Source organism: Sorangium sp. So ce131 (genome assembly GCF_051519095.1).
GTDB lineage: Bacteria > Myxococcota_A > Polyangia > Polyangiales > Polyangiaceae > Sorangium.
Genome location: NZ_CP150455.1, coordinates 10,641,181 through 10,668,165, shown reverse-complemented (window position 1 = coordinate 10,668,165; position 26,985 = coordinate 10,641,181). Strand labels below are relative to the sequence as shown.

Annotated in this window: 14 protein-coding genes; 8 read left to right on the top strand and 6 right to left on the bottom strand. The window is 72.6% G+C overall.

Going from position 1 to position 26,985, the window contains the following annotated elements; genetic code table 11:
* Positions 1 to 217 precede the first annotated feature (217 nt).
* Positions 218 to 1,255, top strand: a complete 1,038-nt coding sequence (locus WMF43_RS38770) for a D-alanine--D-alanine ligase (RefSeq protein WP_437672699.1) — start codon at positions 218 to 220, stop codon at positions 1,253 to 1,255.
* A gap of 108 nt (positions 1,256 to 1,363) precedes the next feature.
* Here WMF43_RS38770 and WMF43_RS38765 read toward each other — a convergent pair whose 3' ends face one another.
* A complete protein-coding gene (locus tag WMF43_RS38765; RefSeq protein ID WP_437672698.1) occupies positions 1,364 to 1,849 on the bottom strand; it encodes a hypothetical protein in 486 nt (161 codons plus the stop codon).
* Positions 1,850 to 1,953: 104 nt separating this feature from the next.
* Here WMF43_RS38765 and WMF43_RS38760 point away from each other — a divergent pair, with 104 nt between their 5' ends.
* On the top strand, positions 1,954 to 2,976 hold the full coding sequence (locus tag WMF43_RS38760) for an NADP-dependent oxidoreductase (RefSeq protein ID WP_437672696.1): 1,023 nt from the start codon (positions 1,954 to 1,956) through the stop codon (positions 2,974 to 2,976).
* A gap of 387 nt (positions 2,977 to 3,363) precedes the next feature.
* Positions 3,364 to 4,389, top strand: a complete 1,026-nt coding sequence (locus WMF43_RS38755) for a hypothetical protein (protein WP_437672694.1) — start codon at positions 3,364 to 3,366, stop codon at positions 4,387 to 4,389.
* 31 nt (positions 4,390 to 4,420) lie between these two features.
* On the opposite strand, the gene WMF43_RS38750 is transcribed toward WMF43_RS38755, so the two are convergent.
* Both WMF43_RS38750 and WMF43_RS38745 read right to left on the bottom strand, forming a co-directional pair.
* Positions 4,421 to 6,847, bottom strand: coding sequence for an alpha-amylase family glycosyl hydrolase (locus WMF43_RS38750; protein ID WP_437672692.1), 2,427 nt, complete (start codon positions 6,845 to 6,847; stop codon positions 4,421 to 4,423).
* Positions 6,848 to 7,395: 548 nt separating this feature from the next.
* On the bottom strand, positions 7,396 to 8,412 hold the full coding sequence (locus WMF43_RS38745) for a sigma 54-interacting transcriptional regulator (protein ID WP_437672690.1): 1,017 nt from the start codon (positions 8,410 to 8,412) through the stop codon (positions 7,396 to 7,398).
* Between the two features lie 520 nt (positions 8,413 to 8,932).
* Between WMF43_RS38745 and WMF43_RS38740 the strand changes: the two genes are divergently transcribed.
* The 3 genes from WMF43_RS38740 (at position 8,933) to WMF43_RS38730 (ending at position 14,617) form a co-directional block, all read left to right on the top strand.
* Positions 8,933 to 9,277, top strand: a complete 345-nt coding sequence (locus WMF43_RS38740; protein WP_437672688.1) for a DUF2934 domain-containing protein — start codon at positions 8,933 to 8,935, stop codon at positions 9,275 to 9,277.
* A gap of 379 nt (positions 9,278 to 9,656) precedes the next feature.
* Entirely contained in the window at positions 9,657 to 13,541 is a 3,885-nt protein-coding gene (locus WMF43_RS38735) for a protein kinase domain-containing protein (RefSeq protein ID WP_437672686.1), read from the top strand.
* A 182-nt stretch (positions 13,542 to 13,723) separates the two neighbouring features.
* Complete coding sequence (locus tag WMF43_RS38730) at positions 13,724 to 14,617, top strand: hypothetical protein (RefSeq protein ID WP_437672685.1); 894 nt, start codon at positions 13,724 to 13,726, stop codon at positions 14,615 to 14,617.
* Between the two features lie 306 nt (positions 14,618 to 14,923).
* On the opposite strand, the gene WMF43_RS38725 is transcribed toward WMF43_RS38730, so the two are convergent.
* Positions 14,924 to 16,381, bottom strand: coding sequence for a hypothetical protein (locus WMF43_RS38725; protein ID WP_437672683.1), 1,458 nt, complete (start codon positions 16,379 to 16,381; stop codon positions 14,924 to 14,926).
* A gap of 209 nt (positions 16,382 to 16,590) precedes the next feature.
* Between WMF43_RS38725 and corA the strand changes: the two genes are divergently transcribed.
* A complete protein-coding gene (corA, locus tag WMF43_RS38720) occupies positions 16,591 to 17,790 on the top strand; it encodes a magnesium/cobalt transporter CorA (protein WP_437672682.1) in 1,200 nt (399 codons plus the stop codon).
* Positions 17,791 to 17,861: 71 nt separating this feature from the next.
* On the opposite strand, the gene WMF43_RS38715 is transcribed toward corA, so the two are convergent.
* A complete protein-coding gene (locus WMF43_RS38715; protein WP_437672680.1) occupies positions 17,862 to 18,971 on the bottom strand; it encodes a tetratricopeptide repeat-containing glycosyltransferase in 1,110 nt (369 codons plus the stop codon).
* Between the two features lie 252 nt (positions 18,972 to 19,223).
* Here WMF43_RS38715 and WMF43_RS38710 point away from each other — a divergent pair, with 252 nt between their 5' ends.
* The gene (locus WMF43_RS38710) at positions 19,224 to 20,282 is read left to right on the top strand and encodes a PHP domain-containing protein (protein WP_437672678.1); all 1,059 of its coding nucleotides are present in this window, start codon (positions 19,224 to 19,226) and stop codon (positions 20,280 to 20,282) included.
* Positions 20,283 to 20,360: 78 nt separating this feature from the next.
* On the opposite strand, the gene WMF43_RS38705 is transcribed toward WMF43_RS38710, so the two are convergent.
* Positions 20,361 to 26,798: an RHS repeat-associated core domain-containing protein gene (locus tag WMF43_RS38705; protein WP_437672676.1), complete on the bottom strand. Its 6,438-nt coding sequence runs from the start codon at positions 26,796 to 26,798 to the stop codon at positions 20,361 to 20,363.
* Between the last annotated feature and the right edge of the window lie 187 nt (positions 26,799 to 26,985).

The window sequence follows — 26,985 nt, the reverse complement described above, 5'->3', positions numbered from 1 at the left end:
TGTCAGCGCGCCGTGGGCAGGTGAACACGGCGGGCGGGCGCAGTTTTCCTCAACCCCAGCTCAGGAAATACCGCCCTCCGCCGCAAGACCGCTGCATTTCTGGTCTTGGAGGCAGCTGGCTTGGTTTTTGCGCAGCGCACCTCGGGCAGCTCTGCTGTACCGGAAAGGCGCTGGCGTGGTGTTGATTTCCGCACGGGAAGGCGACGGAGGTTCTTCGATGGTGGAGCGGCAAGTCCGAAGGCGGGTCGGCGTCGTGATGGGCGGCTCGTCGGGCGAGCGCGAGGTGTCCCTGCGCTCGGGAGCGGCCGTCGCCGAGGCGCTCGAGGCACGCGGGTACGATGTTGTCCGGATTACCCTCGGCGACCGGTTCGGCACGGAGCTCTGCGCCACACTGCAGCGGGCGCGGCTCGACGCGGCCTTCCTCGCGCTGCACGGGCGTCTCGGTGAGGACGGGTGTGTGCAGGGCGTCCTGGAGCTCGCCCAGATCCCGTACACGGGCTCGAGCGTGCTCGCGAGCGCGCTCGCGATGGACAAGCTCAAGGCGAAGGAGATGTTCCGCCTGCACAACGTGCCGACGCCGCCGTACTACACGGTGGGAGCGGACCAGGACCTCGACGCGCTCGATGCGGTCCACGGCTCCTTCGGGTTCCCGGTCATCGTGAAGCCGCGCGGCGAGGGGTCGAGCCTCGGCGTGACCAAGGCCGGGTCGCTCGAGGAGCTCCGGGACGCTCTCGCGCTCGCGTTCGAGTTCGACGACGCCGCCATCGTGGAGCGGTTCGTGTCGGGGACCGAGGTCAACGTGGGCATCCTGGACGGGAAGGTCCTCGGCGCGATCGAGATCGTCCCGAAGAAGGGGCTTTACGACTACGAGGCGAAGTACACGCCGGGCATGACCGAGTACTTCATGCCGGCGCGCCTCCCGCCGACCCGCTACCGCGGGATCCTCAACCTGGCGGAGCGGGCGGCCCAGGCGCTCGAGTGCAGCGGCGCGGTGCGCGTGGATCTGCTCGTGACGGGCGGAGAGAACGAGTACGTGCTCGAGGTGAACACCCTGCCCGGCATGACCCAGACGAGCCTCCTGCCGAAGATCGCGGCGGCGGCAGGCTACGAGTTCGGCGACCTCTGCGAGGCGATCCTCGCGAGCGCCCGGCTGCACCAGCCGGTGCGGCGGCGCGCGCCGGCGGCGTCGGAGCTGCGGCTGAACGACCGGGGGCAGGCGGACAAGCGGCTCCGGCTCGTGAAGTCGGCCGGCTGAGGGCGGACCCCGGGGCGATCTGCGTCAACCGCAGATCCGCTCGACGGTCGGACAGCACGTCAGATAAGGGCCGTATCGCGCGTGATCGGGACGGCCCCAAACGCCGTCTCACACCATCGACGTGCAGATCCCCACCTGGGGATGATAGACACCCACCCTGCGCTTTCCCCGCCGCGTCTCCGGCGTGACGAGGACGACCATGCCCTTGACGAGCGGCGCCTCGGCGCGAATCCGCACGTGCGCGCCGGAGACGACGACGTGCCAGATCTTCACCGTGCTGAACCTCGTCACGACGACGCTGTCGTAGATGTGGGCGGCGGACGGGGCGCCGCGGAGCGCGACCTGGCAGGCGGCATAACAGCCCAGCGCCTGGTACAGCAGCAAGAACGGCACGGTGGCGACAGAGAGCCAGAGCGCCGTCGCGGCGAACTCGACGTGCAGGTAGAACGAGGCGACGACGAGGAAGCCGGCCCAGAGCAGCAGCGTGGCGCCGAGCCCCGCGAGCTGGTGCCGGGCGTGCCTCAGGGCCGCCCACCGCCGCGGGGGCGCCTCGCGAAGCTCGTCGGGTAGCTGCGTCAGGTCGAGCGGCTTCATCGCGGGGCGCGGCATACCCCCGCACACGGCGGAGCTCAACCAGGCCGTGCGCCCCGCCGATCTGCCCTGGAATTCCGGCCGCGTTCGCGCAGGATCAGCGGAACATGACCACCCTGCGCAACCGCAAGATCGTCCTCGCCTCCCGGCCGGCCGGCGAGCCCAAGACCACCGACTTCTCGCTGATCGAGGAGGAGCTCGCCCCGCCCGGCCAGGGTCGCGCGCTGCTCCGCACCCTCTACCTCTCGCTCGATCCGTACATGCGCGGCCGCATGAGCGCCGGCCCGTCCTACGCGGCGCCGGTCGAGATCGGCGGCGTCATGGTCGGCGGCGCCGTCAGCGAGGTGATCCAGTCCGACGTCGCCGGCCTGTCGCCGGGCGACATCGTCGAGGGGCGGACCGGCTGGCAGGCGTACGCGATCTCCGATGGAAACGGGCTGCGCAAGGTGGACCCCGCCCTCGGGCCCGTCTCGACCGCGCTCGGGGTGCTGGGCATGCCGGGCATGACGGCCTACTCCGGGCTGCTCACCATCGGCCAGCCGAAGCCGGGCGAGACGGTGGTGGTCGCGGCGGCCTCCGGGCCGGTGGGCGCCACCGTGGGGCAGATCGCCAAGATCAAGGGCTGCCGCGCGGTCGGCGTCGCCGGGGGGCAGAAGAAATGCGACTACGTGGTGAACGAGCTCGGCTTCGACGCCTGCATCGACCACCGCCGCCCCGACCTCGCCGAACGCCTCAAGGAAGCCTGCCCCGGCGGGATCGACGTGTACTTCGAGAACGTCGGCGGCGCCGTGCTCGAGGCGGTGCTGCCCCTCCTGAACCCCTTCGCGCGCGTGCCGATCTGCGGCCTCATCGCCCATTACAACGACACCGCCCCGCCGCCAGGGCCAGACCGGCTGCCTGGCCTAATGATGCTCGCGCTCACGAGGCGCCTGACCCTGCGCGGCTTCATCGTCGGCGACCTCGCCGATCAACGCCCCGACTTCTTTCAAGACATGAGCCGCTGGATCCGCGAAGGCCACGTGAAGTACCGCGAAGACATCGTCGAAGGCCTCGAGAAGGCCCCCGAGGCCTTCATCGGGCTGCTCAAGGGTGAAAATTTCGGTAAGCTGATCGTCCACGTCGCGTCCTGAGCGGTCGCATCCTGACCGCCGCAGGACAGGCAAGGACGCCAGGACCGAGGTGGCACGCTGGCACACTGGCACGCTCGCGCGGGCTGGCACGAGCCACCGGCGCCGAGCCACCCCGCGCTGCCCGGCGCCGACGCCGTCCGGCACGTCGCAAAAACCCCGCCCATTTTCGCATTCCACGGCGGCTGCGATGCAACGCAACCGTTCTGGACGGCACGAAGACGGGAGAACGCCGGCTGGCACATGGGTTGCTGCGGGTGCTGGGCAAGTAAGCGGCACGACACAGCAGGCGCGGGGGTGGTCGACCCGCGCGGAGCCTGCGGGAGGGAGAGCGCTGCGCCCCCCGCGGAACAAGGCATCTGCGTCGGCCCGAGGCCCCGGAGGATCATCATGCTTGCGACCGCGTTTCCCGCCGTCCCCCCGACGCCCGACCTGACCTCGGACGTCGACACCCAGCGCTGGCAAAGCCATGCGCGCGCAGCGCTCGAGCGCGTCCTCTACGTGCACATGCCGGAGGAGCTGCCGGAGTGGCTCGCTCGCTACGAGCGTGTCGGCGAGCGCAATCCGTTCCTGTGGCGCTGGACGCTCCGGGCGATGCAGATCACGACGCTCAGCTCCGTCGCGCCGGAGCTGCGCTCGGCGGCGGCCATGACCAAGATGCTCGGCATCATGTTCTCCGTGCTGCTGGAGGACATCGCCGGCGTCCTCCAGGACCGCGAGATGCTGGAGCTCTGCCTCGAGGACCCGGGCTCGGCCGCCGAGGAGAGCGCGCGAGAGCGCGCGCTCGACGAGGGCGCCCGCGAGTACATCGCCTTCGCCCGCGAGGTCGCCCGCGAGATGGAGCGGCGCGCGCGGGCGCTGCCGCGCTGGGACGAGCTGGAGGAGGTGTTCCAGTACGACCGCGACCAGATCATCAATACGATGCGCTACGCGGTGCTGGCGAACAGGCACCCTGGCCTCATGAACCTGGTCGAGAGCGAGCTCTACCAGCCGCACAGCACGCACATGATGCTCTCCTGCACCATCGACCTGATGGCCTCGCCGGGCTTCGACGCCGAGGAGCTCGGCCTCGTGCGCGAGGCGATGTGGCACGCCCAGCGCATGGGCCGCCTCGGCGACCAGATCTCGACCTGGGAGCGCAAGATCAAGGGGTCGGACTTCGCGTCCGAGGTGGTCGCGCACGCGCTGCGCCGCGGGATCATCCACGTGGACCAGATCCGGCGGGGCGAGCGGGAGGACGTGCTCGCGGCGCTCAGGCAGCACGACGTGGAGCGCTACTTCCTCAAGGAGTGGCAGCGGCTGCACGGCGAGGTCGCCGTGCTGGCGCCGCACCTCGCGACGGTGGATCTCCACGAGCTGCTCGCCGGGATGGAGGAGCTGATCAAGCTGCACGTCGCGAGCAAAGGCCTGAGGTGAGCGCCCTGCGCCGCCGGGCCGGCGGGCGGGATCACGGCGCGAGGATCAGCGCCCCTCCCGGCGGGACGCGCAGCGAGAGCGTCCCGGCCGCGGAGACCGCCGCGCCGCCGCCGCCGAGCGCGTCGGTGAGCGCCGTGCCGGGCGCGAGGCCGAGCGCCGAAGCGACCTCGACCTCGACCTCCTGGGCTTCCCCCGCGCGCGTGAGCGCCACGATGGCGGACCTCCCGGGGTCGAGCCGGCGGCCGAAGACCAGCGTGTCCTCCGTGGCGGCGAGGTTCACGTAGGCGCCGCGGCGGAGCGCCGGGATGCGCCGCCGCGCGGCGCCGAGCGAGCGCACGTGGTCGAGGGTCTCGCGCTCGTCGGCGGTGAGCTCCTCCTCCGGGCGCCACAGGCTGCGGTTGTTCGGGTCGGCGCCGCCCCACTCGCCGTACTCGTCGCCGTAATACAGGAGCGGCGCGCCGGGCAGGCCGAGCAGCCACGCGGTCGCGAGGCGCACCCGGGCATAGACCTCCGGCGACTCCGGCGCCTCCGCGACGTCCGTCCACTGGCGGCCCGGGACGTCGCGGCCGCGAGACGGCGACTGGCCTCGGTAATCGGCGAGCGTCGCGAACCGGGCGGTGTCGTGGCTGCCGAGGTAAGGCGTCATGATCGCGCCCTCGGGCCACCTGCGCTGCCCGTGCTCCGTCCAGTACGCGGCGTGCAGCATGCCCTTATCGCCATAGGCGAAGGTGCGGTACGAGACGCCGTGATAGAGGACGAAATCGAACTGACCATCCAGGCCGAAGGGGCCAATGTACTTCGCGATGGTCTCGTAGTTCTCGTCATTGCACGGATCGGCGCAGTCGTTCCAGCCCATCGCCGTCTCGCCCATCAGGAAGTAACGCGTCCCGGCCGACTCGAACGTTTCCCGGACCTCGGCGGCGAGGTTGCGCGTGGCGAGCTCCTCGACGTGCTTCACGGCGTCGACGCGGAGCCCGTCGAGATCGAATGTGTCGAGCCAGTAGATCGCGTCGTCCACGAACGCGGCGTTGGCCTCGGGCACCGTGTGATCCACGTCGGGGAGGTAGCCCGCGAACATGCAGTCGAGCGCGTGCGACGTCCAGTCGCACCCGTCCGTGCCGCAGACGCAGCCTGTCCTGAACCACTCCGGGTGTGACGCGACGTACTCGTGCTCCTCGTGGACGTGGTTCACCACGAAGTCCTGGAGCACGCGGATGCCGTGGCGGTGCGCCTCGGCCACCACGGCGTGGAGGGCCGCGGCGCCGCCGAGCCGCGGATCGACCTCGCGCGCCTTGATGGGCCAGTAGCCATGATAGCCGGTGACCTGATGGACCCCGTCGCTCGCGGGGTAGGCGCCGGCGGGGTTCTCCTGGAATGGCGTGAGCCAGATGGCGCGCACGCCCAGCGCGTCGAGCGTGCCGTCCGCGATCGCCTGCCGGAGCCCCTCGAGATCCCCTCCGGCCCAGTCGCCCCGCGGATCGGCGCCGGGCGTGGGCGGCGCGTTCAGGTCGGGATCGCCGTCGCGGTAGCGATCGGTGACGACCATGTAGAGGAGGGCGTCCTCCCAGGAGAACGGCTCGTCCTCGATCCAGAAGACGAGCCGGTGCGGCTCGCCGGCGCGGCCGCCCTGCGTCGCCCCGCGGACGGTCACGCGGTACTTGCCGTCGGCGAGGCCTTCGAGGGCGAGCACGACGTCGCCGGACGCGTCGATCGAGAGCTCCTGTTCGGTGAGCGGGCGCGTCACGCCGTCCTGGTCCTGCAGCGTGGCCTCGAACGCGGATACGTCGGGGCCGTCGCCCTCGATGCCGTCGAGGTAGACGAGGCTCGCCTCGAAGGAGCCCTGGCCGGGGGTGAGCCGGGTCGCGTGGCTGGAGGCGACCGAGAAGGACGGCAGGCGGCAGTCACGGACCTTGATGGCCGAGTTCTCGATGCCGCCGACGTATTTGCGGCGGCCGGCGGTGGGGTCGAGGATCCAGGTGAGCTCGCCGGCGGAGCGGTAGGTGAATTTGTAGGCGTGGAGGCCGGGAGGGAGGGCGAGGGTGGCTGCGAGCTCGCCGGGGGTTGCGGTTGGGGTCATCGCCGGGGCGGAGGAGAGGTCGAAGCTGTTCCATTCGCCGGGGATGAGGACTTCGGTGGCTCCCGTGGGGGGGCGAAAGGTGAAGGTCGTCGGGCAGAGGATGTCGTCCGGGGCGCCGGGGCCGCCGCCCGAGCCGCCGGAGCCGCCGGAGCCGCCGCTGCCCGGGGCACCGCCGCCGGTGAATGCGGTTCCGCCGCCGCCACCTCCGCCCGCGGCGCCGGTCGACGTGGAGGTACCGGGCGCGCCGCCGTCGCCGCCCGTGGTCGTGGCGCCGGGCAGGCCTTGGCCGGGGTCGGGAGCGCCGTCGCCGCAGGCGAGCGGGATGAGAGGCAGCAAGGCGGAGATGGCGGGCAGCAGGAAGGTGGGGGGGCGGTACGGCATGGATCGAGCAGTATCTGATTAGGGGAGCCGTGTCAGCGCGGTGGGGCGTCCGTCTGGCCTGTTCCGCCGTACGTCGGACGTCTTTCGTCTTTCGTCCCTCGTCTTTCGTCTTTCGTCTTTCGTCCTTCGTCTCCCGTCCTTCGTCTTTCGTCCTTCGTCCTTCGACCTTCGTCCTTCGTCCTTCGTCCTTCGTCCTTCGTGATCGTGATCGTGATCGTGATCGTGATCGATCCTCTTGATTCTTCTGTATTGGAGCCGTCCCTCTTCTCTCAACTGCATGAGTTCCCATGACGAGTCGAGCATCTGGCTCTCCTCGAACATGTCGATCACGATCACGATCACGATCACGATCACGATCACGAAAGACGAAAGACGAAAGACGAAGGACGGGAGACGGGAGACGGGAGACGGGAGACGGGAGACGGGAGACGAAAGACGGGAGACTGGAGACGGGAGACGGGAGACGGGAGGCGACGCGCTTCCGACCTCCAGCCCTGAACCGCTCATCCCGAGGGGCCCGGGGCAATTTCCCCGGTCAGGTCGGGCAGCTACCCGCCCAGCGGACCCTTCGTCCTCCCCTCTCCAGCAAGATACTGCCTCAAATGCCTCCTGAGAGAGACCCGCGTAATCCCAAGCGCATTCGCCGTGCGCGTGACATTCCCGCCCTGAGCCGCGTAAACCGCGAGGATATGGCGGCGCACGGCCTCCCCCAGCGACGCGCTGCCGCGCGCCGGCGGCGACGGCCGCCCGCCCCCGCCCGCCGACCCCCCCCGTAACGACGCCCCAATCTCCGGCGGAAGGTGCTCCAGGTCGAGCGGCGCGCCATTGCCCAGGAGATGCGCGCGCTCGACCACGCCCCGGAGCTCGCGGACATTCCCCGGCCAGGAGTACGCCTCGAGCTGCGCAAGCGCGCGGGGCGTGATCCCACCGCAAGGCCGCCCCGCCGCGGCGGCGTGGCGCTCCAGGAAATACTCGACGAGCCGCCGGACGTCGCCGTCGCGCTCGCGCAGAGGAGGGAGCGTCAGGACGAACACGCCGACGCGACGGCGAAGATCGTCGTGGAGCTCGCCCTCCCCGAACGGACCGGAGAGATCGCGGCTCGTGGACGCAATGACGCGCACGTCCGCGACCAGCGCGCCCGCGCCGGAAACCCGGCAAAACGGCGCGCCGTCGAGCACGGCCGCGAGCCGCGGCTGGAGATCGCGCGGGAGCGCGCCGACCTCGTCGAGGAACAACGTGCCCCCGCGCGCGAGCTCGAGCAGCCCGGGTCGCGCCGCACGCTGCCCGCCAGCACAACCCTCCACGCCGAAGAGCTCCTCCTCGAGGCGATCTGCCGGCAAGCGGGCCACGCCCACCGCCACGAACGGGCCGCCGGCACGCGCGCTCGACGCATGCAACAGGCGCGCGCAGCGCCCCTTGCCCGTGCCAGGCTCGCCCGCAAGCAGCACCGGAGCGCGCTCGTGCTCCGCGAGCCGCCGCAGCTGCTCCATCGCCCGCGCCCAGCGCTCCGAGGCGCCGACGAGCCGCACCTCGCTGTCATCCTCGACCCAAAGGACGCGCGTCATCCCGCTGCCGAGAGAGCGGAGGTGATCCGTGCGCCGAGAAGCGGCCGCGCTTTCTTCCACATCGCATCTCCACGAGTCGCGGGCAGACCGCGAGCACCGCGCCTGCCACGTCCACGTCGCCGTGTTGTCTCCAGCGTGTCGTCAGCGATTCTCCAGCATGTCTCCAGCGTGTCGTCAGCGGTTGTTCTGCGGTTCGCGAATGTGTCTTGGGCGTGTTCGGCGCGCGCTCGGCGCGCGCTTCCACACGTGTCGTCAGCGCAGGAGGTGACCCGGAAGCCACGAACGCGCCGACCCGGGAACGGCGGCCAGGCGAGCGACGATGAATGGCAGAGGCCGGATGATCTCACCCGGTCAGCGACATCGAGTTTACCGCGAACCCCGGTGCGGTGGAAGGGAGATCCCGACGGCGCGCCGCCGGGGGAGCACGGACCGAGCGGCCGGAAAACTGCGCGCTCAAAATTTGTTCGTGCGCGCGGACCTGGGTTAGTCGACCCGTGTACCCGAAAGGAGAGACGACGAGATGACCTCGAAGCGCAAGACCCCGGCCCGCCGAAAGACCACCAAGGCCCCGAGCCAGCTCGACGCCCCGGTCGCCGCGGCGGCCCCGAGCGCCGCGCAGGCGGAGAGCGCGGTCTCCGCCCCCGCCGCCGTCGAGATGCCCTCTCCGGCCGCGACGCCCGACGCGCGGCCCGCGCGCGAGGGCGCGCCGAGGATCGGGGGGCTGTCGCGCGAGGAGCGGCACCGCCTGATCGCCAAGGTGGCCTATGGATATGCCGAGAGGGCCGGCTTCCGGAACAACCCGGTTGAGGACTGGCTGAACGCCGAGCGCGAGGTCGACGCGCGGATCGAGCGCCTCGCGAGCTGAGAGCCCCGCCGCGCCGGGCACACCCCCGGCGCCGCCGCCGCGGCCTCCACGGGAGGCCCGACAGCGCAGGACACGCGCCCCGATCGGCGCCACGGAGGCGCCGGCGGCGCACGGCGCGAGGCGGACCGACGCGGCGTCAGCAGAAATGTCCGCCGGAGGACGAGGCGCTCCGGTGGGCTCCGGCCCGCGCGCGGGAGCATCCGGGGCCGACCGGCCGGCGCTCTCGGCCGCCCGACCGTCAGCAGAGACCACGAGGCTCGTGACGGCGCCCCCAGATCGGTATCCTCGTGCCGCACGTGGGTGGTAAACCCACGGAATCGCTGTCCCCTCCGGCGCTCGTCGCCTGGACCGCGAACGCCTGCACGCCGATACTTGCGCCATGCATTCCGGTCACGTCATCGCCAACCGCTTCCAGCTGGAACGCCTCGCGGGCTCCGGCGGGATGGGCGCGGTGTGGCGGGCCGTGGACCGGCAGAGCGGCCAGGTGGTCGCGCTCAAGGTGATCTTCAACCAGGGCAGAGAGCACGTCGTGCGCTTCCAGCGGGAGGCGCGCCTGCTCGCCGAGCTCGAGCACCCCGCCGTCGCCCGCTACATCGACCACGGCGTCACCGCGGACGGGCTCTACTACCTCGCCATGGAGTGGCTCGAGGGCGAGGACCTCGGCGCCAGGCTCTCGCGCGGGCCGCTCGGCATCGAGCCGAGCCTGATGCTCGTCGGCCGCGTCGCCGAGGCGCTCGCCGCCGTCCACGCGCGCGGCATCGTGCACCGCGACCTCAAGCCGACCAACGTGTTCCTGCCGGAGGGCGACATCGAGCGCGCCAAGCTCATCGACTTCGGGATCGCGCGCCAGGCCGACGCGACGTACGAGCTCACCCTCACCGGCTCGGCCATCGGCACGCCGGCTTACATGGCCCCGGAGCGGGTCCGCGGCGACCTCGACGTCGACGCGCGCGCGGACCTCTACTCGATCGGGTGCCTGCTCTTCGAGTGCCTCACCGGGCGCGCGCCCTTCGTCGCCCAGCACCCGCTGTCCGTCCTCGCCAAGGTCCTCTTCGAGTCGGCGCCGCGCCCGAGCGCCTTCTGCCCGCACACCCCGCCGCCGCTCGACCTGCTCGTGGCGCGGCTGCTCGCGAAGAACCCCGCGGAGCGGCCGGCCGACGCCGCCGAGGTCGCCGCGGAGCTCCGGATGCTCAGCGTCGTCGAGGGCAGCATGTCGTCCGGCAACGGGCAGCCGACGCCGGCGCTGACGAAGAGCGAGCGGCGGCTCGTCAGCGTCGTGCTCGCGGCCGAGATGAGCGCGGGCAAGCGGGGGCCGCCCTCGGCCCGCCCGCAGCCGATGGCCGCCCCGCCGCGGGCCACGGACACGGTGGTCTCGGGACCCCACGGGGCCGTCGCCGCCGGCGGCAAGGAGGCGTCGCCCGCGAACGGGCCGCCGCCGGCGCCGCAGGTGCGGCACCGGCCCGCGCCGCCGCCGGCCACGCCGTTCCACGAGGTGCGCCAGGCGGCGCAGTCCCACGGCGCGGTCCTGGAGGTGCTCGCCGACGGCTCGGTCGCCGCCGTCGTCGCCGGCGCGGGCTCGCCGACCGACCTGGCCGCGAACGCCGCGCGGTGCGCGCTCTCGATCCACGCGCTCCTCCCGGGGGCGTGGGTCGCGCTCGCGACCGGCTGGGACGTCATCGCCGGGACGCAGGCGGTGGGGCAGGTCATCGACCGCGCCGGCGCGCTGCTCGAGATGCGCGTCCGCCACACGCCGGAGGACCCGGTCTCGGGCCGGCCGGTGCTCATCGACCAGATGACGGCGGCGCTGCTCGGCGACCGCTTCGACATCGCCGCGGGCGACCAGGGGCCGACGCTGCTCGGAGCGTGCGAGCCGCCCGAGCCGACGTCCGTGCGGCGGCTGCTCGGGAAGCCGACGTCCTGCGTGGGGCGGGAGCGCGAGCTCCGCGCGCTCGAGGACCTGCTCGACGAGTGCGCCATGGAGGGGGTCGCGCGCGTGGTGCTGGTCACCGCGGGGGCCGGCGTGGGCAAGTCGCGCCTCGGCCACGAGCTGATCCGGCGGGTCGAGGCGCGGAGCGAGCCGGCGTCGGTGTGGCGCGCGCATGGCGATCCGATGCGCGCGGGGGCGCCGCTCGGGCTGCTCGCGCAGATCGTCCGGCGCGCGGCGGGGCTGCTCGACGGCGAGCCGCTCGAGGAGCGGCGGCGGAAGCTCGCGGCGCGCGTCGCGCTGCGCGTCGCCGCCGGGGCGCAGGAGCGCGTGACGGAGTTCCTCGGCGAGCTGGTGGGGACGCCGTTCCCGGACAGCCCGGCGCTGCGCGCCGCCCGGCAGGACCGCGCGCTGATGGACGAGCAGACGCGGCGGGCGTGGCTCGACCTCCTGCGGGCCGAGTGCGACGCGCAGCCGGTGCTGATCGTGCTGGAGGACCTGCACTGGGGCGACCGGAGCACGGTGGAGTACATCGACGCGGCGCTCCGGCAGCTCCGGCACCAGCCGCTGATGGTGCTGGCGCTGGCGCGCCCCGGGGTGCGCGAGGCGTTCCCGGACCTGTGGGAGGAGCGCGGGGCGACGGAGATGCGGCTCGGGGAGCTGTCGCGCCGCGCGTGCGAGCGGATCGTGCGCGACGTGCTCGGCGACGCGCTGCCGGAGGCGGAGGTGGCCGCGATCGTCGACCGGTCGTCCGGCAACGCCTTCTTCCTCGAGGAGCTCGTGCGCGCGGCCGCGGAGCGGCGGGCGGGCGAGGTGCCGGAGACGGTGCTCGCGATGATGCAGGCGCGGATCGCGGCGCTCGAGCCCGACGCGCGGCGGGCGCTCCGGGCGGCGGCGGTGCTCGGCGAGGTGTTCTGGCGCGGGGGCCTGGAGGCGCTGCTCGGCGGGGGCGGGCAGGTGCCGCAGCTGGAGTCGTGGCTGCTCACGCTGGAGAAGCGCGAGCTCATCGTGCCGCGGTCGGAGGCGATGTTCCGCGGGGAGACGGAGTTCACGTTCCGGCACGCGCTCGTGCGCGACGCGGCCTACGAGATGCTGACCGACGCGGACCGGGCGCTCGGCCACTGGCTGGCGGCCGAGTGGCTGGAGCGCGTGGGCGGGGGGGATCCGGTGGTGCTCGCGCTCGTCGATCAGCACCTCGCGCGCGCCGCGGACGAGGCGCTGACGCTGGGGAACAGCGACGGCGCCGCGGGGCACCTCGCGCGCGCGGCGGTCATCCGCGCGCGCATCGGGCAGTACGACGCCGCGATCGCGGCGATGACGCGGGCGTTCGAGCTCTGCGACGTGTCGCGGCGCGAGCCCGAGGAGCTCGGGCGGTGGGTGGAGATCCTGTCGAAGGCGGCGAGCCACTCGCGCCGCGCGCCGTCGCTGCCGGCGGCCGCGGACCGCATCCTGTCGCGGCTCGACGCGGTGTCTTCGGCCGAGCTCCGGCTGCGCTCCCGGATCGAGCTCGCCCGCGCGCTCGGCGCGACGAACCTGTTCCGGATGTCGTACGACCTGCTCGACGGGGTGTTCGAGATGGCGCTCGCGCACCGCGAGCTCCTGCGCGAGGCGCTGATGGTCGACCTCGAGGTCTCCTGCCTGCAGGGGCAGTTCTCGCGCGCGCGGCGCGCGGCGCTCGACCTCGACGCGCTCGGACCGATCGACGACCCGAGGGTGCTCCTGTCGGTCGCGCTGGCGCGGGCGACGTCGGGGGATCGGGCCGGGGCGATCGAGGCGCTGTCCCGGTCGGAGGCCTGCTCGGATCCGGGCGACCGGGTGGCGGAGGCGGTGCGGGCGAAGCTGTTCGTGATGATCGAGCTCTACACGGGGGATTTCGAGGCCGCGGTGCGCGCGTGTGAGCGGGCGCTGGAGCTCGACCGCGCGCTCGGGCTGCGCTTCGACGGGGTGGTGAACCTGCACAACCTCGCGTACGCATCGTTCCGGCTGGGGGATTACGAGCGGGCGCGGTCGCTGTTCTCGGCGTCGCTCGAGCAGGCGGACGAGGCGGGGTACGACCGGGTGGCGGCGTCGAACCGGATGTACATCGCGTACCTGGACGGGGTGGAGGGGGTGGGGGACGCGCGCGAGCGGCTGAAGGAGCTGATCGCGCAGGCGGAGGAGCAGGGCTACCTGCATGACGTGCTGCAGGGCCGCTGGGCGGCGGCGATGCTGCTGAAGAACGCGCGCCACGACGCGCTGGCGCGGCGCGAGTTCGAGGACGTGCTCGAGCTGTCGGTGCGGCTCGGGGATCCGCTGCTGGAGAAGGACGCGCGGGAGTGGCTCGAGCGCGCGGCGCCATGAGGGCGCGGGGAAGGGTGAGCGGGCGCGGGGAAGGGTGAGCGGGCGCGGGGAAGCGTCGGGCCGACGTACCGCGGGGGAGCGGCCGCACGCTCCGCCATGGCGCCGCCACCCCTGACGGGGAGCTTTCGTCGCGTTCTCCCGTCGTTTCGCGCCGGTATGGCGCGTGCCATCGGCCCAGCGTCATGCCGACGCTCGAGCACAACGCCCTCGTCGAGATGTTCCGCGAGACCCCGGAGCTCGCGCCCCGCTTCCTCGTGACCCTCTTCCACGTCGATGTGCCGCGGCATGCCTCGGTCGCGGTGGTCGAGTCCTCGCTCGACCAGCTCATCCCGGTGGAGTTCCGCGCCGACCTGGTGCTCGAGCTCCGCGACGCGAACGGCACGCTCGTGCTGGCGATTGTCATCGAGGTTCAGCGCGACGAGGACCCGGACAAGAAGTTCTCCTGGCCGGTTTACGTCACGGTCGTGCGCGCGAAGAAGCGCTGTGGCACCGTCGTCCTCGTGGTCGCACCGGGCGCCGACGTGGCCGCCTGGGCGGCGGAGAACATCGACGTCGGCCTCGGCTTCGGCCACGTCAAGCCGCTGGTGCTCGGTCCGGCCGTCGTGCCCGAGATCTCCGACCCTGCCGAGGCGGAGCAGGAGATGGAGCTCGCCGTGCTCTCGGCGGTGGCGCACGGCAACGGGCCAAACGGGCTCGCCGTGGTCCAGGCGGCGCTCGTCGGTCTCGAGCGGCTCGACCAGGAGCACGCGGAAGTATACTTTCAGGTCATCTGGAACGGGCTGCGCGAGCCCATGCGGCGGGCTCTGGAGGCGTTGGTCATGGAACGACAGATAGAAGGTGAGGCGACGTTCCCCTCCTTCGTGCAAAAGCTCGTCGATCGCGGCAAGCTCGACGGCATCCGCGAGGGCGAACTCAAGGGCAAGAGCGACACGCTGCTGCGGCTGCTCGCTCGTGCGGGGATCTCGCTCACCGAGGACGAGAGCGCGCGCATCCAGGCATGCAAGGACATCGCGACCCTCGACCGGTGGATCGATAACGTCCTTGGGGCGAAGACCGCCGCTGAAGTGCTCTCCTGACGGTTGAAGGATGCAGCCCAGCAGGCGATGAAGCTGATGGGCGTCGCGCGCCGCTTATCGCCAGGTCACTGGGCGGCCCGACCGCATTGACATGTTTTCAGGATGGGATGTTCGACGGGTGCACGCCGGTGCCGCAGCTCGCTTGCCCCAGGTGCCGGACGACGCGGAGGACGTTCGAGCCACTGGCTCCAGGATTGCCGCAGATTGTGATGCACGCCGGCCTGGTGTCGTAGCGCGGCCCGACCAGGGCTTGCTGAGCGACACGTGGGCGCGCTGTCTGCGCGCGCGGCGCGGCCGGCGCGCCGGTCAGCGGTTCACGCTCTCGTCGGGGCCGGCGCCCTTCGGGGGCTCGTAGGGCTCGGGGCTCTTGCCGACGGTCCTGAGGTTCACGAGCTTGTTGAGCAGGTCGAACCAGAACGGCGCGCCGAGCGAGGCCGCGGCGGTGGTGATGAGGATGCCGGGGCTGAAGATCCGGTCGAGCACGCCCCGGACCCAGGCGACGGAGCCGCGGCCGAAGACCCGGGACAGCGCGCCCCAGAGCCCCGTGAAGGTCGTCTCGCCGGGAGGGCTCACGCCCCAGGTGATCTTGAGGTCGAGCCCCGTGAGCTGCTTGTGCACGCCGCTGCCCTGGGCCATCGCGGCGCTCACGTCCTCGTCCTTGTCCATGCCGAGCTCATGGGGCGCGACGCGGGGCGCCGACTTCGCCATCTCCTGCGCCGCCGCGAGCATGGCCGCGCGCACCGCGGCGTCGCGCGAGAGGGCGCTCGCGAGCTTCAGGCTGTCGGCGTTGAACCCGACGCAGAGGACGAGCGCCGTCGCGCTGATGATGAGCTGCGCCCGGCGCTTGTACCGACCGGAGGCTCGGTCCATGGCGTCGTTGAACCACCGCTCGAGCCGGACGTTGGCCTCGCGGATGTTCCTGACCGTGCCGTCGACGATCGTGGCGAGGGCGCGCCGGAGATCGCTCTCCGGCGGCATGCTCGCAATGAGGCGCCGGAGCTCCTGGAGCGGCGTCTGATCGCTGCCGGGCGCCTGTACTCCCCCGTCGGGCGAGGGCGCGGCGGTGGCGTCGGGCGAGGGCGCGGCGGCGACTCCCGGCGAGGGGGCGGGCGAGGTGGCGTCGGGCGAGGGCGCGGCGGTGGCGGCAGCGTCGGGCGAGGGCGCGGCGGCAACGTCCGGCGAGGGCGCGGCGGCAACGTCCGGCGAGGGCGCAGGCGCAGTAGCCCCGGCCGCGGGCGCGAGCGCGGCGACCGGCTGCGGCAGCGGCGCGGCGGCGGCCGGCAGCGGCGCGGCGGCCGACGGCGGCGCGGCGGCCGACGGCGGCGCGCCGCCGGACCAGTCGACGTGCCGCAGGACGTCGAGGAGCGCGGCCACGAACGCGTGCGACGGGATGTAGGACGGGCCCACCCAGCCGTACTTGAGGTCCTTGATCAGCGGGTGCTGGCGGAGGGCCTTCGCGAGCGGGGACGCGGGAGGTCCCGGCATCAGCCGGACGCGCACGAGCTCGGCGAAGCCGCGGACCAGGCGCGTCAGGAAGGGCTCGCGGGCGGCCGCCGCGCGCTCTGCGCCCTCGCGCTCGGCCAGCGACCGGAGGACGTGCGGGTCGAGCGCGCGATCCGCGAGCATGATCTCGATGCTCTGCGCCAGGTTGAGCGCGCGCAGCCGGAAGACGCCCGCGAGCGCCTCGTAGATGGCCGAGCAGAGGACGCTCAGGAGGAAGAAGACGCTGACGAGGCCGATCGCGATGTCGAGGGTCGTTCCCATGGGCATCCGGAAAGGCAGGGCGCGCGGCGACGCCGGGCGCGGGCCGGCGCGCCGCGCGGCGGGTCCCAGCCCAGCAGGACAGGGGTGAAGAGGTGGCCAGGAAAGCGCCGGTTCCCCCCGCGGCCAGGTCAGCATACGCCAGGCGGCGCTGCGGAGCGAGCCACAGCGTGCCCTCGATGCCGCGGGATCCTCGACTACCATCCGTCCCCATGACGACGACCAGCCATCCCCCCGAGTCGCGGCACAGCGAGTCGGAGCTGCGCACCTCCTGGGCCCGCGAGCGGGCCGAGCTGGCCGGGGCGCAGCGGCCGAAGCGCGACCGGCTCGTGCACGAGCCGCCGCCGGCGTCTCCCCCCGGAACCCTCGTCATCGAGAACACGAACCGGCCGAAGATCTTCGTCATCGACTACGACGCCGACGTGGTGGCCGAGAAGGAGATCGAGAGCGTGGAGGAGTGCATCCCCTACCTCATCGACGACCGGCCCTCGATCACCTGGGTCGACGTCCGGGGGCTCGGCCACAAGCCGACGTTCGAGCGGCTGGGCGAGATCTTCAAGATCCACCCGCTCGCGCTGGAGGACATGGTCAACGTGCCCCAGCGGCCGAAGGCGGACGTCTACGGGGGCGAGCACGTCCTCGTCATCTCGCGGATGGCGCAGGTCAACGAGCACTGCGCGCTGCGCACCGAGCAGCTCGCGATCCTGTTCGGTAAGACCTTCGTCCTGACCGTCCAGGAAGAGGCCGAGTGGGACGTGATGGGGGTCGTGCGGGAGCGCATCCGCGCCGGCCGGGGCACGGTGCGGACGCGGGGCGCCGACTACCTCGCCTACGCGCTGCTCGACGCGGTGGTCGACGGCTTCTTCCCGGTGCTCGAGCGCATGGGCGACCACATCGAGGACCTGGAGCTCGAGGTCCTCGAGGCGAAGCGCCCGATGTCGAAGCCGATCCACGACCTCAAGCGCGACCTGCTCACGCTGCGGCGCGCGGTCTGGCCGCAGCGCGACCTCGTGAACGCGCTCCTCCGCGACGACAACCCGATGATCTCGAAGGACACGCGGCTCTACCTGCGCGACACCTACGACCACGCGGTGCAGCTGATGGACATGATCGAGACCTACCGCGAGCTCAGCTCGGGCCTCATGGACCTCCACCTCTCCGGGATGTCGAACCGGATGAACGAGATCATGAAGGTGCTCACCATCATCTCGACGATCTTCCTGCCGATCACCGCCATCGCGGGGATTTACGGGATGAACTTCCACCACGAGAGCTCGCCGTACAACATGCCGGAGCTCGACTGGTACTACGGGTATCCGATGGTGTGGCTCCTGATGCTGGCGAGCGTCGTCGGGCTCCTCTCGTACTACCGCCGCAAGGGCTGGCTCGGGAAGGACGACGACGGCCGCTGAGGGGGCGCCGACGAGGGCGCGCGCCTTCGCTCCTTGGCGGCGGGCGCGCGTCATGACGCGGCGGGCGCGCGTCAGCGCTTCTTCGCGGCGGCGTAGAAGGCGAGGTTCTTGAGCAGGCGCGCGTCGCCGGGCCGGCGCGCGAGGGCCTTCGTGAGCGCGGCCTCGCCGGCGGCGAGCTCGCCGACGTAGAAGGCGCTCGTGGCGACGAGGTCGAGGAGCTTGTGCTCGTAGACCTCGGCGTCGACGAAGAGCGTGGCCTGGGCGGGGAAGGGGATGGCGGCGCCGCGCGAGGCGAAGAGGTAGGTGAGCGGCCAGCACCGCTGCTCGTACCAGCGTAAGGCGACGGCGAAGAGCGGCTCGGCGCGGTGCGGGCTGTGGGCGTGGGCGTCGAGGTAACGCTGCTGGACCTCGGGCCAGGGGCGCCCGAGCGCGGCGGCGGTGCGCGCCATGCGGAACAGCGACTCGTAGACCTCCTCGCGCCAGCCGCCGAGCGCGGCGCGGCGCTCGTAAGCCTGGAACGCCTCCTCGTGCCGGCCGAGGCACTCCAGCGTCTGCGCGAGGTAGAAGGCGGCGCGGCCGCTGCCGGGGGAGCGGGTGAGCTCGGCGGAGAGCAGGTCGAGGTCGCGCTCCCACCGCCGGGTCTGGGCCGCGGGGTCGCGGCGCGACAGGTCGTGGACGATGTGCGCCTCGGGCACGCGGACGGAGGGCGGCGGCTCGCCGTCCCTGGCGAGCACCTCGTGGGTCGCGCCGACGTAGCGCCACCCGGCCGAGGCGCGGGCGAGCCGCGCGGAGTCGTACACGGCGTCGCCGAAGCGGACGCGGACGTAGTAGGCGCCGTGGCCCGGGCCCGAGGCGTCGCGGTGCGCCTCGCAGAAGCGGCGGAGCGCGCCGCCGCCCACGAGGCGCTCGTCGCCGCTCAGCATGAGGGTGAACACGGCGGCGTCGCCCGCGAGGTCGAGCGCGCGGCTGCGGGTCGTGCCGAAATCGACGAAGGGCTCCTCGACGAGATCGCCCGGGAGGCCGTCCATGGCGGCGCGCGCGAGGGCCTGCGTGCCGTCGGTGGAGCCGGTGTCGAGCAGGGTGTAGCGGTCGACATAAGGCCTCGCGGAGGCGAGGGTCTCGCGGATGGAGCGGGCCTCGTCCTTGACGATCATGACGAGCGCGAGGAGAGGGCGGGGCACCGGCGGATTATGCAGCGGCCGGCGTGAGGAGAGGGAGGGGGGCGAAAGGGGGAGGGGGGCGAAAAGGGGAGGGGGGCGAAAAGGGGAGGGGAGGCGAAAGGGGAGGGGAGGTGAGAAGGCGGAAAGTCACGGAAGGCAGCGAATGCAGTGGAGGCGAGCGGCCGAGGTGCACCGAATTGGTCGCGGCCGATGGCGCCGGTATACTCTGCTGCTGGCCGGGGATCGGAGGATGAGGAGAGGCTGCTGGCGGAGATGAAGAATCGCGCACGCTGGATCGCTCTCCTGCTCATCGGCGCAGCGGCGGCCTTCGCCTGCTGGAAGGAGGGCCCCACGGCCGCTTCCGGGGCGGAAGGGGCGCGGAGCCCGCTGCGGTTCGCAGAGCCGCTCGACGTCGAGGTCTTCCAGCGAGGCAACCTCCACACGCACACGTCGCTCAGCGACGGGGACAGCGCGCCGGATGACGTCGTGCGGTGGTACCGCGAGAACGGGTATGCCTTTGTGGCCCTGACAGACCACAACCAGCGGGTGGATCCCACGATGTCCCCGGCGTCCCAGCCCTCACCGAATTTCGTCGTCATCCCCGGGGAAGAGGTGACGATGACGGCGGAGGGTCGGCCGGTGCACGTGAATGCGCTGTGCACGCAGCGGACGATCGGCGGCGGGCATTTCCCGACAAAGGTGGAGGCGCTGCGCTGGGCGATCGGGCGCGTGCGCGCGGAGGGGGGCGTGGCGCTGATCAACCACCCGAACTTCGACTGGGCGCTCTCGGCCGGCGATATCATGGCGGCGCCACCCGCGGAGCTCCTGGAAATTTACAGCGGCCATCCGTACGTGCACACCGAGGGGGACGCGACGCGGCCGTCACACGAGGCGATCTGGGACGTGGTGCTGACGGCGCGGGGCCCGGCAGGGGCCGGCATCGCCGCGGTGGCGGTGGACGACCTGCACCAGCTCGTGCCGGAGTCGAGCGCCCCGCCGGCGGGGCCGGGGCGCGCGTTCATCGAGGTGTTCTCCCGCGAGGTGTCGAGCGCCGCGATCTGCAATGCGCTCGCGCGGCGGCGGCTCTACGCGTCGTCGGGGGCGAGGCTGCGCAGGATCGCCGTGGCGGAGGACTCGTTCTCGGTCTGGCCGGCGGCCACGGGGGCCGTGGTCGAGTTCGTCGGGGCCGGGGGGCGCGTGCTGGACCGGCAGCGGCTGCTGACGGGGCGGGCGACGTACCGGCTCCGCGGGGGGGAGCGGTACGTGCGGGCCCGCGTCACGCAGCCGGACGGGAAGCGGGCGTGGACGCAGGCCTACGCGACGGTGGAGTAGCGCGGGGCGAGGACACCAAGGTGGGACAGGTCGCCTCGCCGCGCGCCGCTCGGTTCACGGAGGCAGGGCGAACGCTGGCTAGGGCTGCTCGACCATGAAGCCCAGCTTCCCGGTGTCCGTCTTCACGGAGGCCTTGAGGATCTTGTCCCAGCTCCACCCTTGCCCCCGCAGGTGATCGACGGTGGCGCCGAGCGGGTCGCCGAACTTCTCGAGGTTCTGCTTCTCGAGCCGCTCACGCGCCTCGGGCGTCATCTTTTCTCGGTAGGTCGCCTCGATCGCCCGCCGCCCTTCGAGGGTCCTGGCGGCGAGGGCGTTGATCCTCTGCACGCTGGTCTTCCTCGGCGCGAACGGGCCCCTCTTCAGCTGCTTGAGCTCGGATCTCGCGGTGCTCGCGAGCTCCTTGACGGCGCTATCGCGGTCTTCCACCGCCGCGGACGTGCGGGGCATCCCGTTCGAGGGCGCGCCGCCGCGCGCGTTCGCGAGGAAGTTGTGGAGCCACTGCTTCAGGAAAGGGCCTCCCTTCTCCTTGACCGACTTGGCGGCCCTGGCCATGCGGGCGCCCATGCTCCGCGGCGATCGGATGCGCTCGGCCGGGCTCCTCGTGAAGCCCGTCTCGTCGATGAAGTTCACCGGGTCGTGCGCGACGTACGCGTAGGCGTTGCACTCGAGCAGGCTGCTCGCGCAGAGCTCCGGCGCGAGGAGCACGTACGGATCGGGCGTGGCGAAGCTCGCCAGCGCAGGGACGTACTCGCGCGCCCCCATGTGGACGAGCCCGGTGTCGGGGTCGCGCAGCTGGCCGGTGAAGCCGAGGACGAGCTCGGCGCTGCGGAGCCCCGAGGGAGCGCCCTCGATGCCCCGCGGCAACGAGCCGAACGGCGTGGGATCGGCCGAGAGCACGACGTCGCCGCGCTCGTCGACCACGCGCCGCACCGCGCCGAGCTGGTCGTCGACGAGCGACAGCACCCGCTCGCCGTCGACGAGCAGCGCGACGCGCCGATCGCCGAGGCGGATCAGGCTCTGGCGCTCGACGCCGTCGTCGCGCGTCGTCTGCGTCGGGTACACGACGAGCTCGCGCTCGCCCTCGCGGCCGACCACGCGCTTCGCGATGCGCTCGCCGAACGCGTCGTAACCGTAGAAGATCTCGCCGCCGTCGACCTCGACGCGCCGGAGGCGGCCCCAGGGGTCGTACTCGGCCCCGCGGAGCGACCCGAAGGCGACGAGCCGCCCGAACTCGTCCAGCTCGCCGCCGCTGCCCTGCGGGAGTGGCAGCCCGCCGGGGTCTGCCCCGGCGTCGAACACGCGCGCCTCGGCCCCCTCGCCGAACGCCGCGACGTGACCGGCTGGTGTGTAGGTGTAGGTGTGCTCGGCGCCCGCGGCAACGGCCCCGAGCAGCTCGCCGCGCGCGCTGTACGTGTAGGAGGTCTCGCCCACGGCCCCGGCGCCCTCGGCGCCGGCCACGGGGAGCGCGGCGTCCCGCGCGACGATGACCCGGCCGTCGGCGCGGCGCTCGTAGGTCACGTCCTGCACGTCGCCGCGCGCGCACGGCTCCGGCGCGTCGCCGGTGCAGGCGCGCAGGGCGGTGAGCTGGCCGGAGCGCGCGTCGTGGCCGAGCGCGCGGCGCAGGCGGGTGCGCGGGACGCGGTAGCCCTCGAGCTCTCCGCGGGGGTCGTAGGTGATGTCCGCGAGCAGCGGGACGGGCCCGCGGCCGGCGGCGGACCAGGCGATCGCCGCGGGGGCGCCCGACGGGGTGCGCTCGAAGTCGAGCTGGTTGCCGAACGGATCGCGGTACGAGGCGATCGTGCCGTCGAGGCCGTAGGTCAGCTGCTCGTCGTACTCGCGGCGGGTGTCGTCGGCCTCGAAGGTCGTCGTCCGGCCCGTGAGCCGGCCGTCGCGGCCGTACCGGAGCGCCGTGCGGACGTTGTGCCCCGCGACGAGGTCGACGACCGTCGTCTCGACGAGGCGCCCGACGAGCTCGGGGCGCGCCTCGCCGTCGAGGTCGTCGTAGGCGAGCGAGAGCGTGTCCCAGCCGTCCGGGCGCGACGACGACGACGTGGCGATGTCGGTCGCGCGGTCGAGCGCGTCGTAGGTCACCGTGATGCTCTCCTGACGGGTGAAGGCGCGGTCCCAGGTGTGCTGCTCGGCGATGCGGCCGCGGGCGTCGCGGACCCAGAGGCGCGTGAGGCCGCCGGGGAGCGACGTCATGACGATGTCGCCGGCCGAGTCGTAGGCCACGCGGCGCGGCGCGCCGGCGCCCGCGAGCGAGACGGCGCGCAGCCGGCCGCGGTCGTCGCGGTCGAAGTGGTGCACCTGGCCGAGCTCGTCGACGAGGGCGTGGACCTCCTCGCCGCGCGCCACGGTGAGGCGCGCCTCGGTCGTCGCCCCCGGCCCCGCGCCGAGGCGCTCCTCGACGCGCTCGCCCCACGGCTCGTAGGTGGTCGACGCGACGAGGCCCGTCGGGTCGGTGCGGGTCACGACGCGCCCGAGCCCGTCGTAGGCGGCGGCCGTGCCGGCGGGGGCGGCGCCTTCCGGCGCGGGGAAGGCGCCCGCGTCGAAGGCGGCGCGGACGCCCGCGGCGCTCCCGTACGGGAGCGCGTCGAAGAGCACGCCGCCGCGGCGCCCGTAACGCGTGAACGAGGCGACCCGCGCGCCGCCCGCCTCGTGCGCGACGGCCTCGCCGACGAGGAGGCCGTCGGCGCGGAAGGCGACGAGGCGCTCGACGAGGGCGCTGCCCGCCTCGCCCGGCGCGCGGCGCTCGGCGACGTGGACGAGCGCGGGGGCCTCTGCGCCGGCGTCGCGGTACACGTAGGCGAGCTCCGACCCGCTCGAGCGCGCCACACGCACCGGCCGGTGCCGCGCGTCGAATTCGGTGAGCTCCACCTCGCCCTGCGGCGTGTGGACGTGCGTGGGCGAGAGGCTGCGCGCCGGGAGCTCGGCGACGGACGGCGGAGCGGTCTCGGTCAGATCGCAGCCCGCGGCGCCGTAGCAGTACTGCGTCTCATGACCGAGGGCGTTGCGCGTGCTGACCACGAGGACGCCGGTCGCGTCGTAGTCGTTGACGGCCAGGACCCCGAGCGCGTCCGCGGTCTCGATCACGTTGCCGAAGACGTCGTAGGTGTACGTCTGGGTGCGCGAGCGCGGCGCCTCCACCGGCGCGCGCGCGGCGGCGGGCAGGTCGGCGAGCGCGTCGGCGTCGACCAGGAGGGGTTCGGTCTGGCTCACGGGGAGCGGGTGGTCGGGGCCGTACGTGGTCGAGGTCCTGGCGAGCAGGCGGCCTGACGACGCCGCGAAGAGCGACTCTTCTCGAACGGCGGTGGACACGCCGCGCGCCTGCCAGTCGGGGTCGTACGTGTAGGTGCGGACGTAGCTGCGCGCCGGCAGCCCGGCCGCCGCGCTGGGGCCGGCGACCGCGGACGCGGCCTCGGTTTCGCGGGTGAGGCGGTTGTAGGTGGTGTCGTAGGTGAAGGTCCGGGTGACGTTCTCGGCATCCGCGCACGGCGCGTCGACGCACGCGGGCGGGCAGCCGGCCGCGCCGCAGCGCGAGTCGGCGGACTCCGTCTGGCGGAGGAAGGCGGGCGTCCTGGGGCCGGGCGCGGAGGGAGAGAGCTCCCACGTCTCCCTGTGCACCTGGAGAAGTGTGTTGACCGCATAGGGCTCCTCGCTCCAGGTGTCCGCCGTCTGGGAGACGCCGTGGATGTCGGCCGGCCAGGCGGCCGCGCTCGCGGCGAGGCGCGCGGACTGGGCGTCGGTCAGCGCCGGGTGGAAGACCTCCTCGGAGAGGAGCTTTCCGGCGAAGAAGCGGCGGGTCTGCGCGGTCACGGCCGGGGAGGAGACCTGGTATTTGCGCCGGCGGACCACGTGGGCCTCTGCGTCATCGCCGAGGTCGAGCTCCTCGGACTGTCCGAAGCCGGCGAAATCGCGCTCGCGCTCGTTGAAGAAGGGCGTGTGGTACTGGAGCTCGCGCACGCGCGGCGCGTCGCCGCCGACGGCGGTGAGGTGGCGTTTGACGACGGTGACCGGGTAGGGAAAGCCCTTGACCCGGGCGTCGTCGCGGCCGAAGCGGCGGGCGTCGCGGATCATCTCGTCGGTGCTGGTGGCGTACTGGAGGGCGTGGCGCAGGCCCGGGCCCTCCTCGGCCGCTGTGAGCAGGTCGGGCCCGATGCGGTTGTTGATGCCGTCGCGGTTGAAGTCGATGACCTTGATGCGGCCGCCGCTGGCGCTGGGCTCGTAGACGAAGATCTCTTCGACGCCGTCAGCGTCGATGTCGAGCACGCGGGTGTTCCACTTGTTGGTGGGGTCGACGGAGACGCCCTCGTCGAGCGGGATACTGCGCTCGCTCTCGAAGCCGTCTTCGCCCCGTCCGAGCCAGAGGCCGAGCTGGCTCGGGCCGGCGACGTTGACGAGGTCGACGTCGCCATCGCCGTTGGCGTCGATGAGCCACATGGCGTTGAGGTTGGCGCTCGCGGGGAGACCGGGGACGGGGATGAAGCGGCCCTGGGCGCACGTGGGGTCGGCGGCGCTCGGGGAGCCGAAGAGCAGCGCGCCGGTCGAGAGCTTGGCCTGGGACTGGGTGCCGGCCGGATAGGCGGTGAGCCTGCCCTGGTTCTCGTAGAGGCAGATGCCCTTGTCGCCGGCGCCGGTGACGCGGAGGACGGCGAAGTCGGTCAGGCCATCGCCGTTGGCGTCGAGGAAGCGATAGGCGGGGTTGTCGAGCTCGGTGCCGGCGCCCTGCTGGAAGGGGAACTTGAGGCCGGTGGTGAGCGGGACGAAGGAGAGGGCGCTGTCGCCGGGCAGGGTGACGTTGATGAGCGCGGTCCAGGTGCTGTCGGTGACGCCGGGGACCGAGGTGAGCAGGTCGGCCTTGCCGTCGGCGTTGAGGTCGATGGCCTGGGTGCGGCCGCGGGCGAAGCGGGAGACATCGAGGGGGACGGCGGTGGTGCTCGCGGCGGAGGCGAAGGGGCGAGCGCGGTCGGCGCGACCCGGGTAGTGGACGAGCTCGGTGCGGGTGCTGGTGCGCACGACCTGGGCCAGGTCGGAGCGGCCGTCGCCGTCGAAGTCGCCGGAGAGGAAGACGCTGGTGGTGGAGGCGTCGTCGAAGCGGGGCACGTCGCGGCGGGTGACGCCGCCGGAGGTGCGCTCGACGGTGAGCGCGGCGCCGGCGAAGAAGGGGTTGGCGTCGGCGAGATCGCCTGAGTTGAACGACGGGGAGCTGGTGCCGCTGAGGGAGGAGTAACGCAGGATGTCGACGAGGCCGTCGGCGTTGATGTCGAAGAGCTCCGAGCCGCCGCCGGGGCCGAAGCCGAAGACGTCGGGGACATCGAGGCTGTAGACGAGCTCGTGACCGGCGATCTCCGTTTCACCCCAGGAGGTGTACTGGAAGCGCACGAGCGGCTCGGCGGGGGTGTCGCGGGTGAAGTGCGGCGCCGGCGCGCTGGAGCCGAAGCGGTAGACGCCGAGCAGCTTGTCCTCGCTGCCGAGCGAGGAGGCGAGGCGGGAGAGGTCGTCCGCGAAGTCCTCGTCGGCGAGCGACTGGCAATCGGGGTGGGTGGAGAGGTGCGGCCCGCCGTCGCCGTGCTCGGCGTAGACGAAGCAGTAGGAGTGCATCAGCTCGCCATCGAAGGTGGCTGTCAGCTTGGTGTAGAGCCGCCCCGGCCCCTGCGGGAAGCCCATGATGTGGCTGGTCCGGCCGTGGCTGCGCGGCACCGACTCGAGCGCGTAGACCGACCTGCCGCCGGCGAAGCGGACGGCGCTGAGGTAGGAGCGGTCGCCCTCCTTGACGTATTCGTACGAGACGGCCTCGCCGGTGGGCCCGATGGCGTGCACGAGCGGCCAGCGGGTTGCGAAGAAGCCGGAACCGAGCATGACGCCCTCGGCCACGGCGGCCTCCTCGCTGTAGATCTCGCGCCGTCCATCGGGATAGACCACCTCGAAGCCGGTGAAGGGCACGCTCTCCAGCGCGCCGTCGGCGCCGCGGAGCGAGACCGTGCCGCCTTGCGGATAACGGAACAGGCGCACGGCCGACTCTGACGCATCGAGGCGGTACTCGACCCTCGGCTTGCCGCTCACGGTATCGGTCCGCAGCCATAGGAGCCGCTCGGATCCGAGCGACAGCTTCGCGGTGATGTCGCGGCTCGTGGTGTTGACCATGCCGCGGAAGGGAACCCCCCAGTCGGTCGTCATCTGGATGGACGGCACGCTGAGGCTGAAACCGACGCCGAAGCCCTGGGCCATGTCGGCCGGCACGGGCGAATAGGCCAGCGCGATCTCGGGGCCGAACGAGGCCCGCGCCGGAAGCGGCGGGAACGGGAGGCTCGCGGCGAGCTCGCCCCGGTCGGGCGAGACGCCGACGTCGAGCGCCGGCCGCGGGCCGAGCGCCGCGACATCGCCGCTCGACCCGGGCGCCGGCGATGCCGCGCGCGAGACGTCCCTCCCGGAGCTGTCGATATCATCCATCGGCAGGCCGCCCCCGCACGCGCTCAGCGTGAGGGCAAGGCCCGGCCACAACCATCTTCGTCTCATCTCGCTCCTCTTGCTGTACTTCGTCCCCTGAGCTCGTCCTCGGTTGGAGCTCGGCTCTTCGGAAACGTCGAATCGGGCAGGGCGATGGCGGCCCGCGCGGACGCGGTGCTCCAGGGGAGTCGCGACCGCTGCCTGGGAAGGCTCCTCTGGCTTCTGGGACGGAGTTCACTCAGGAGAGCGCTCCGGG

Bases quoted from the DNA above. Each gene is read 5' to 3' on its own strand.
- WMF43_RS38770 (WP_437672699.1), top strand. From the start codon at position 218: ATGGTGGAGCGGCAAGTCCGAAGGCGGGTCGGCGTCGTGATGGGCGGC.
- WMF43_RS38765 (WP_437672698.1), bottom strand. From the start codon at position 1,849: ATGAAGCCGCTCGACCTGACGCAGCTACCCGACGAGCTTCGCGAGGCG.
- WMF43_RS38760 (WP_437672696.1), top strand. From the start codon at position 1,954: ATGACCACCCTGCGCAACCGCAAGATCGTCCTCGCCTCCCGGCCGGCC.
- WMF43_RS38755 (WP_437672694.1), top strand. From the start codon at position 3,364: ATGCTTGCGACCGCGTTTCCCGCCGTCCCCCCGACGCCCGACCTGACC.
- WMF43_RS38750 (WP_437672692.1), bottom strand. From the start codon at position 6,847: ATGCCGTACCGCCCCCCCACCTTCCTGCTGCCCGCCATCTCCGCCTTG.
- WMF43_RS38745 (WP_437672690.1), bottom strand. From the start codon at position 8,412: ATGACGCGCGTCCTTTGGGTCGAGGATGACAGCGAGGTGCGGCTCGTC.
- WMF43_RS38740 (WP_437672688.1), top strand. From the start codon at position 8,933: ATGACCTCGAAGCGCAAGACCCCGGCCCGCCGAAAGACCACCAAGGCC.
- WMF43_RS38735 (WP_437672686.1), top strand. From the start codon at position 9,657: ATGCATTCCGGTCACGTCATCGCCAACCGCTTCCAGCTGGAACGCCTC.
- WMF43_RS38730 (WP_437672685.1), top strand. From the start codon at position 13,724: ATGCCGACGCTCGAGCACAACGCCCTCGTCGAGATGTTCCGCGAGACC.
- WMF43_RS38725 (WP_437672683.1), bottom strand. From the start codon at position 16,381: ATGGGAACGACCCTCGACATCGCGATCGGCCTCGTCAGCGTCTTCTTC.
- corA (WP_437672682.1), top strand. From the start codon at position 16,591: ATGACGACGACCAGCCATCCCCCCGAGTCGCGGCACAGCGAGTCGGAG.
- WMF43_RS38710 (WP_437672678.1), top strand. From the start codon at position 19,224: ATGAAGAATCGCGCACGCTGGATCGCTCTCCTGCTCATCGGCGCAGCG.
- WMF43_RS38705 (WP_437672676.1), bottom strand. From the start codon at position 26,798: ATGAGACGAAGATGGTTGTGGCCGGGCCTTGCCCTCACGCTGAGCGCG.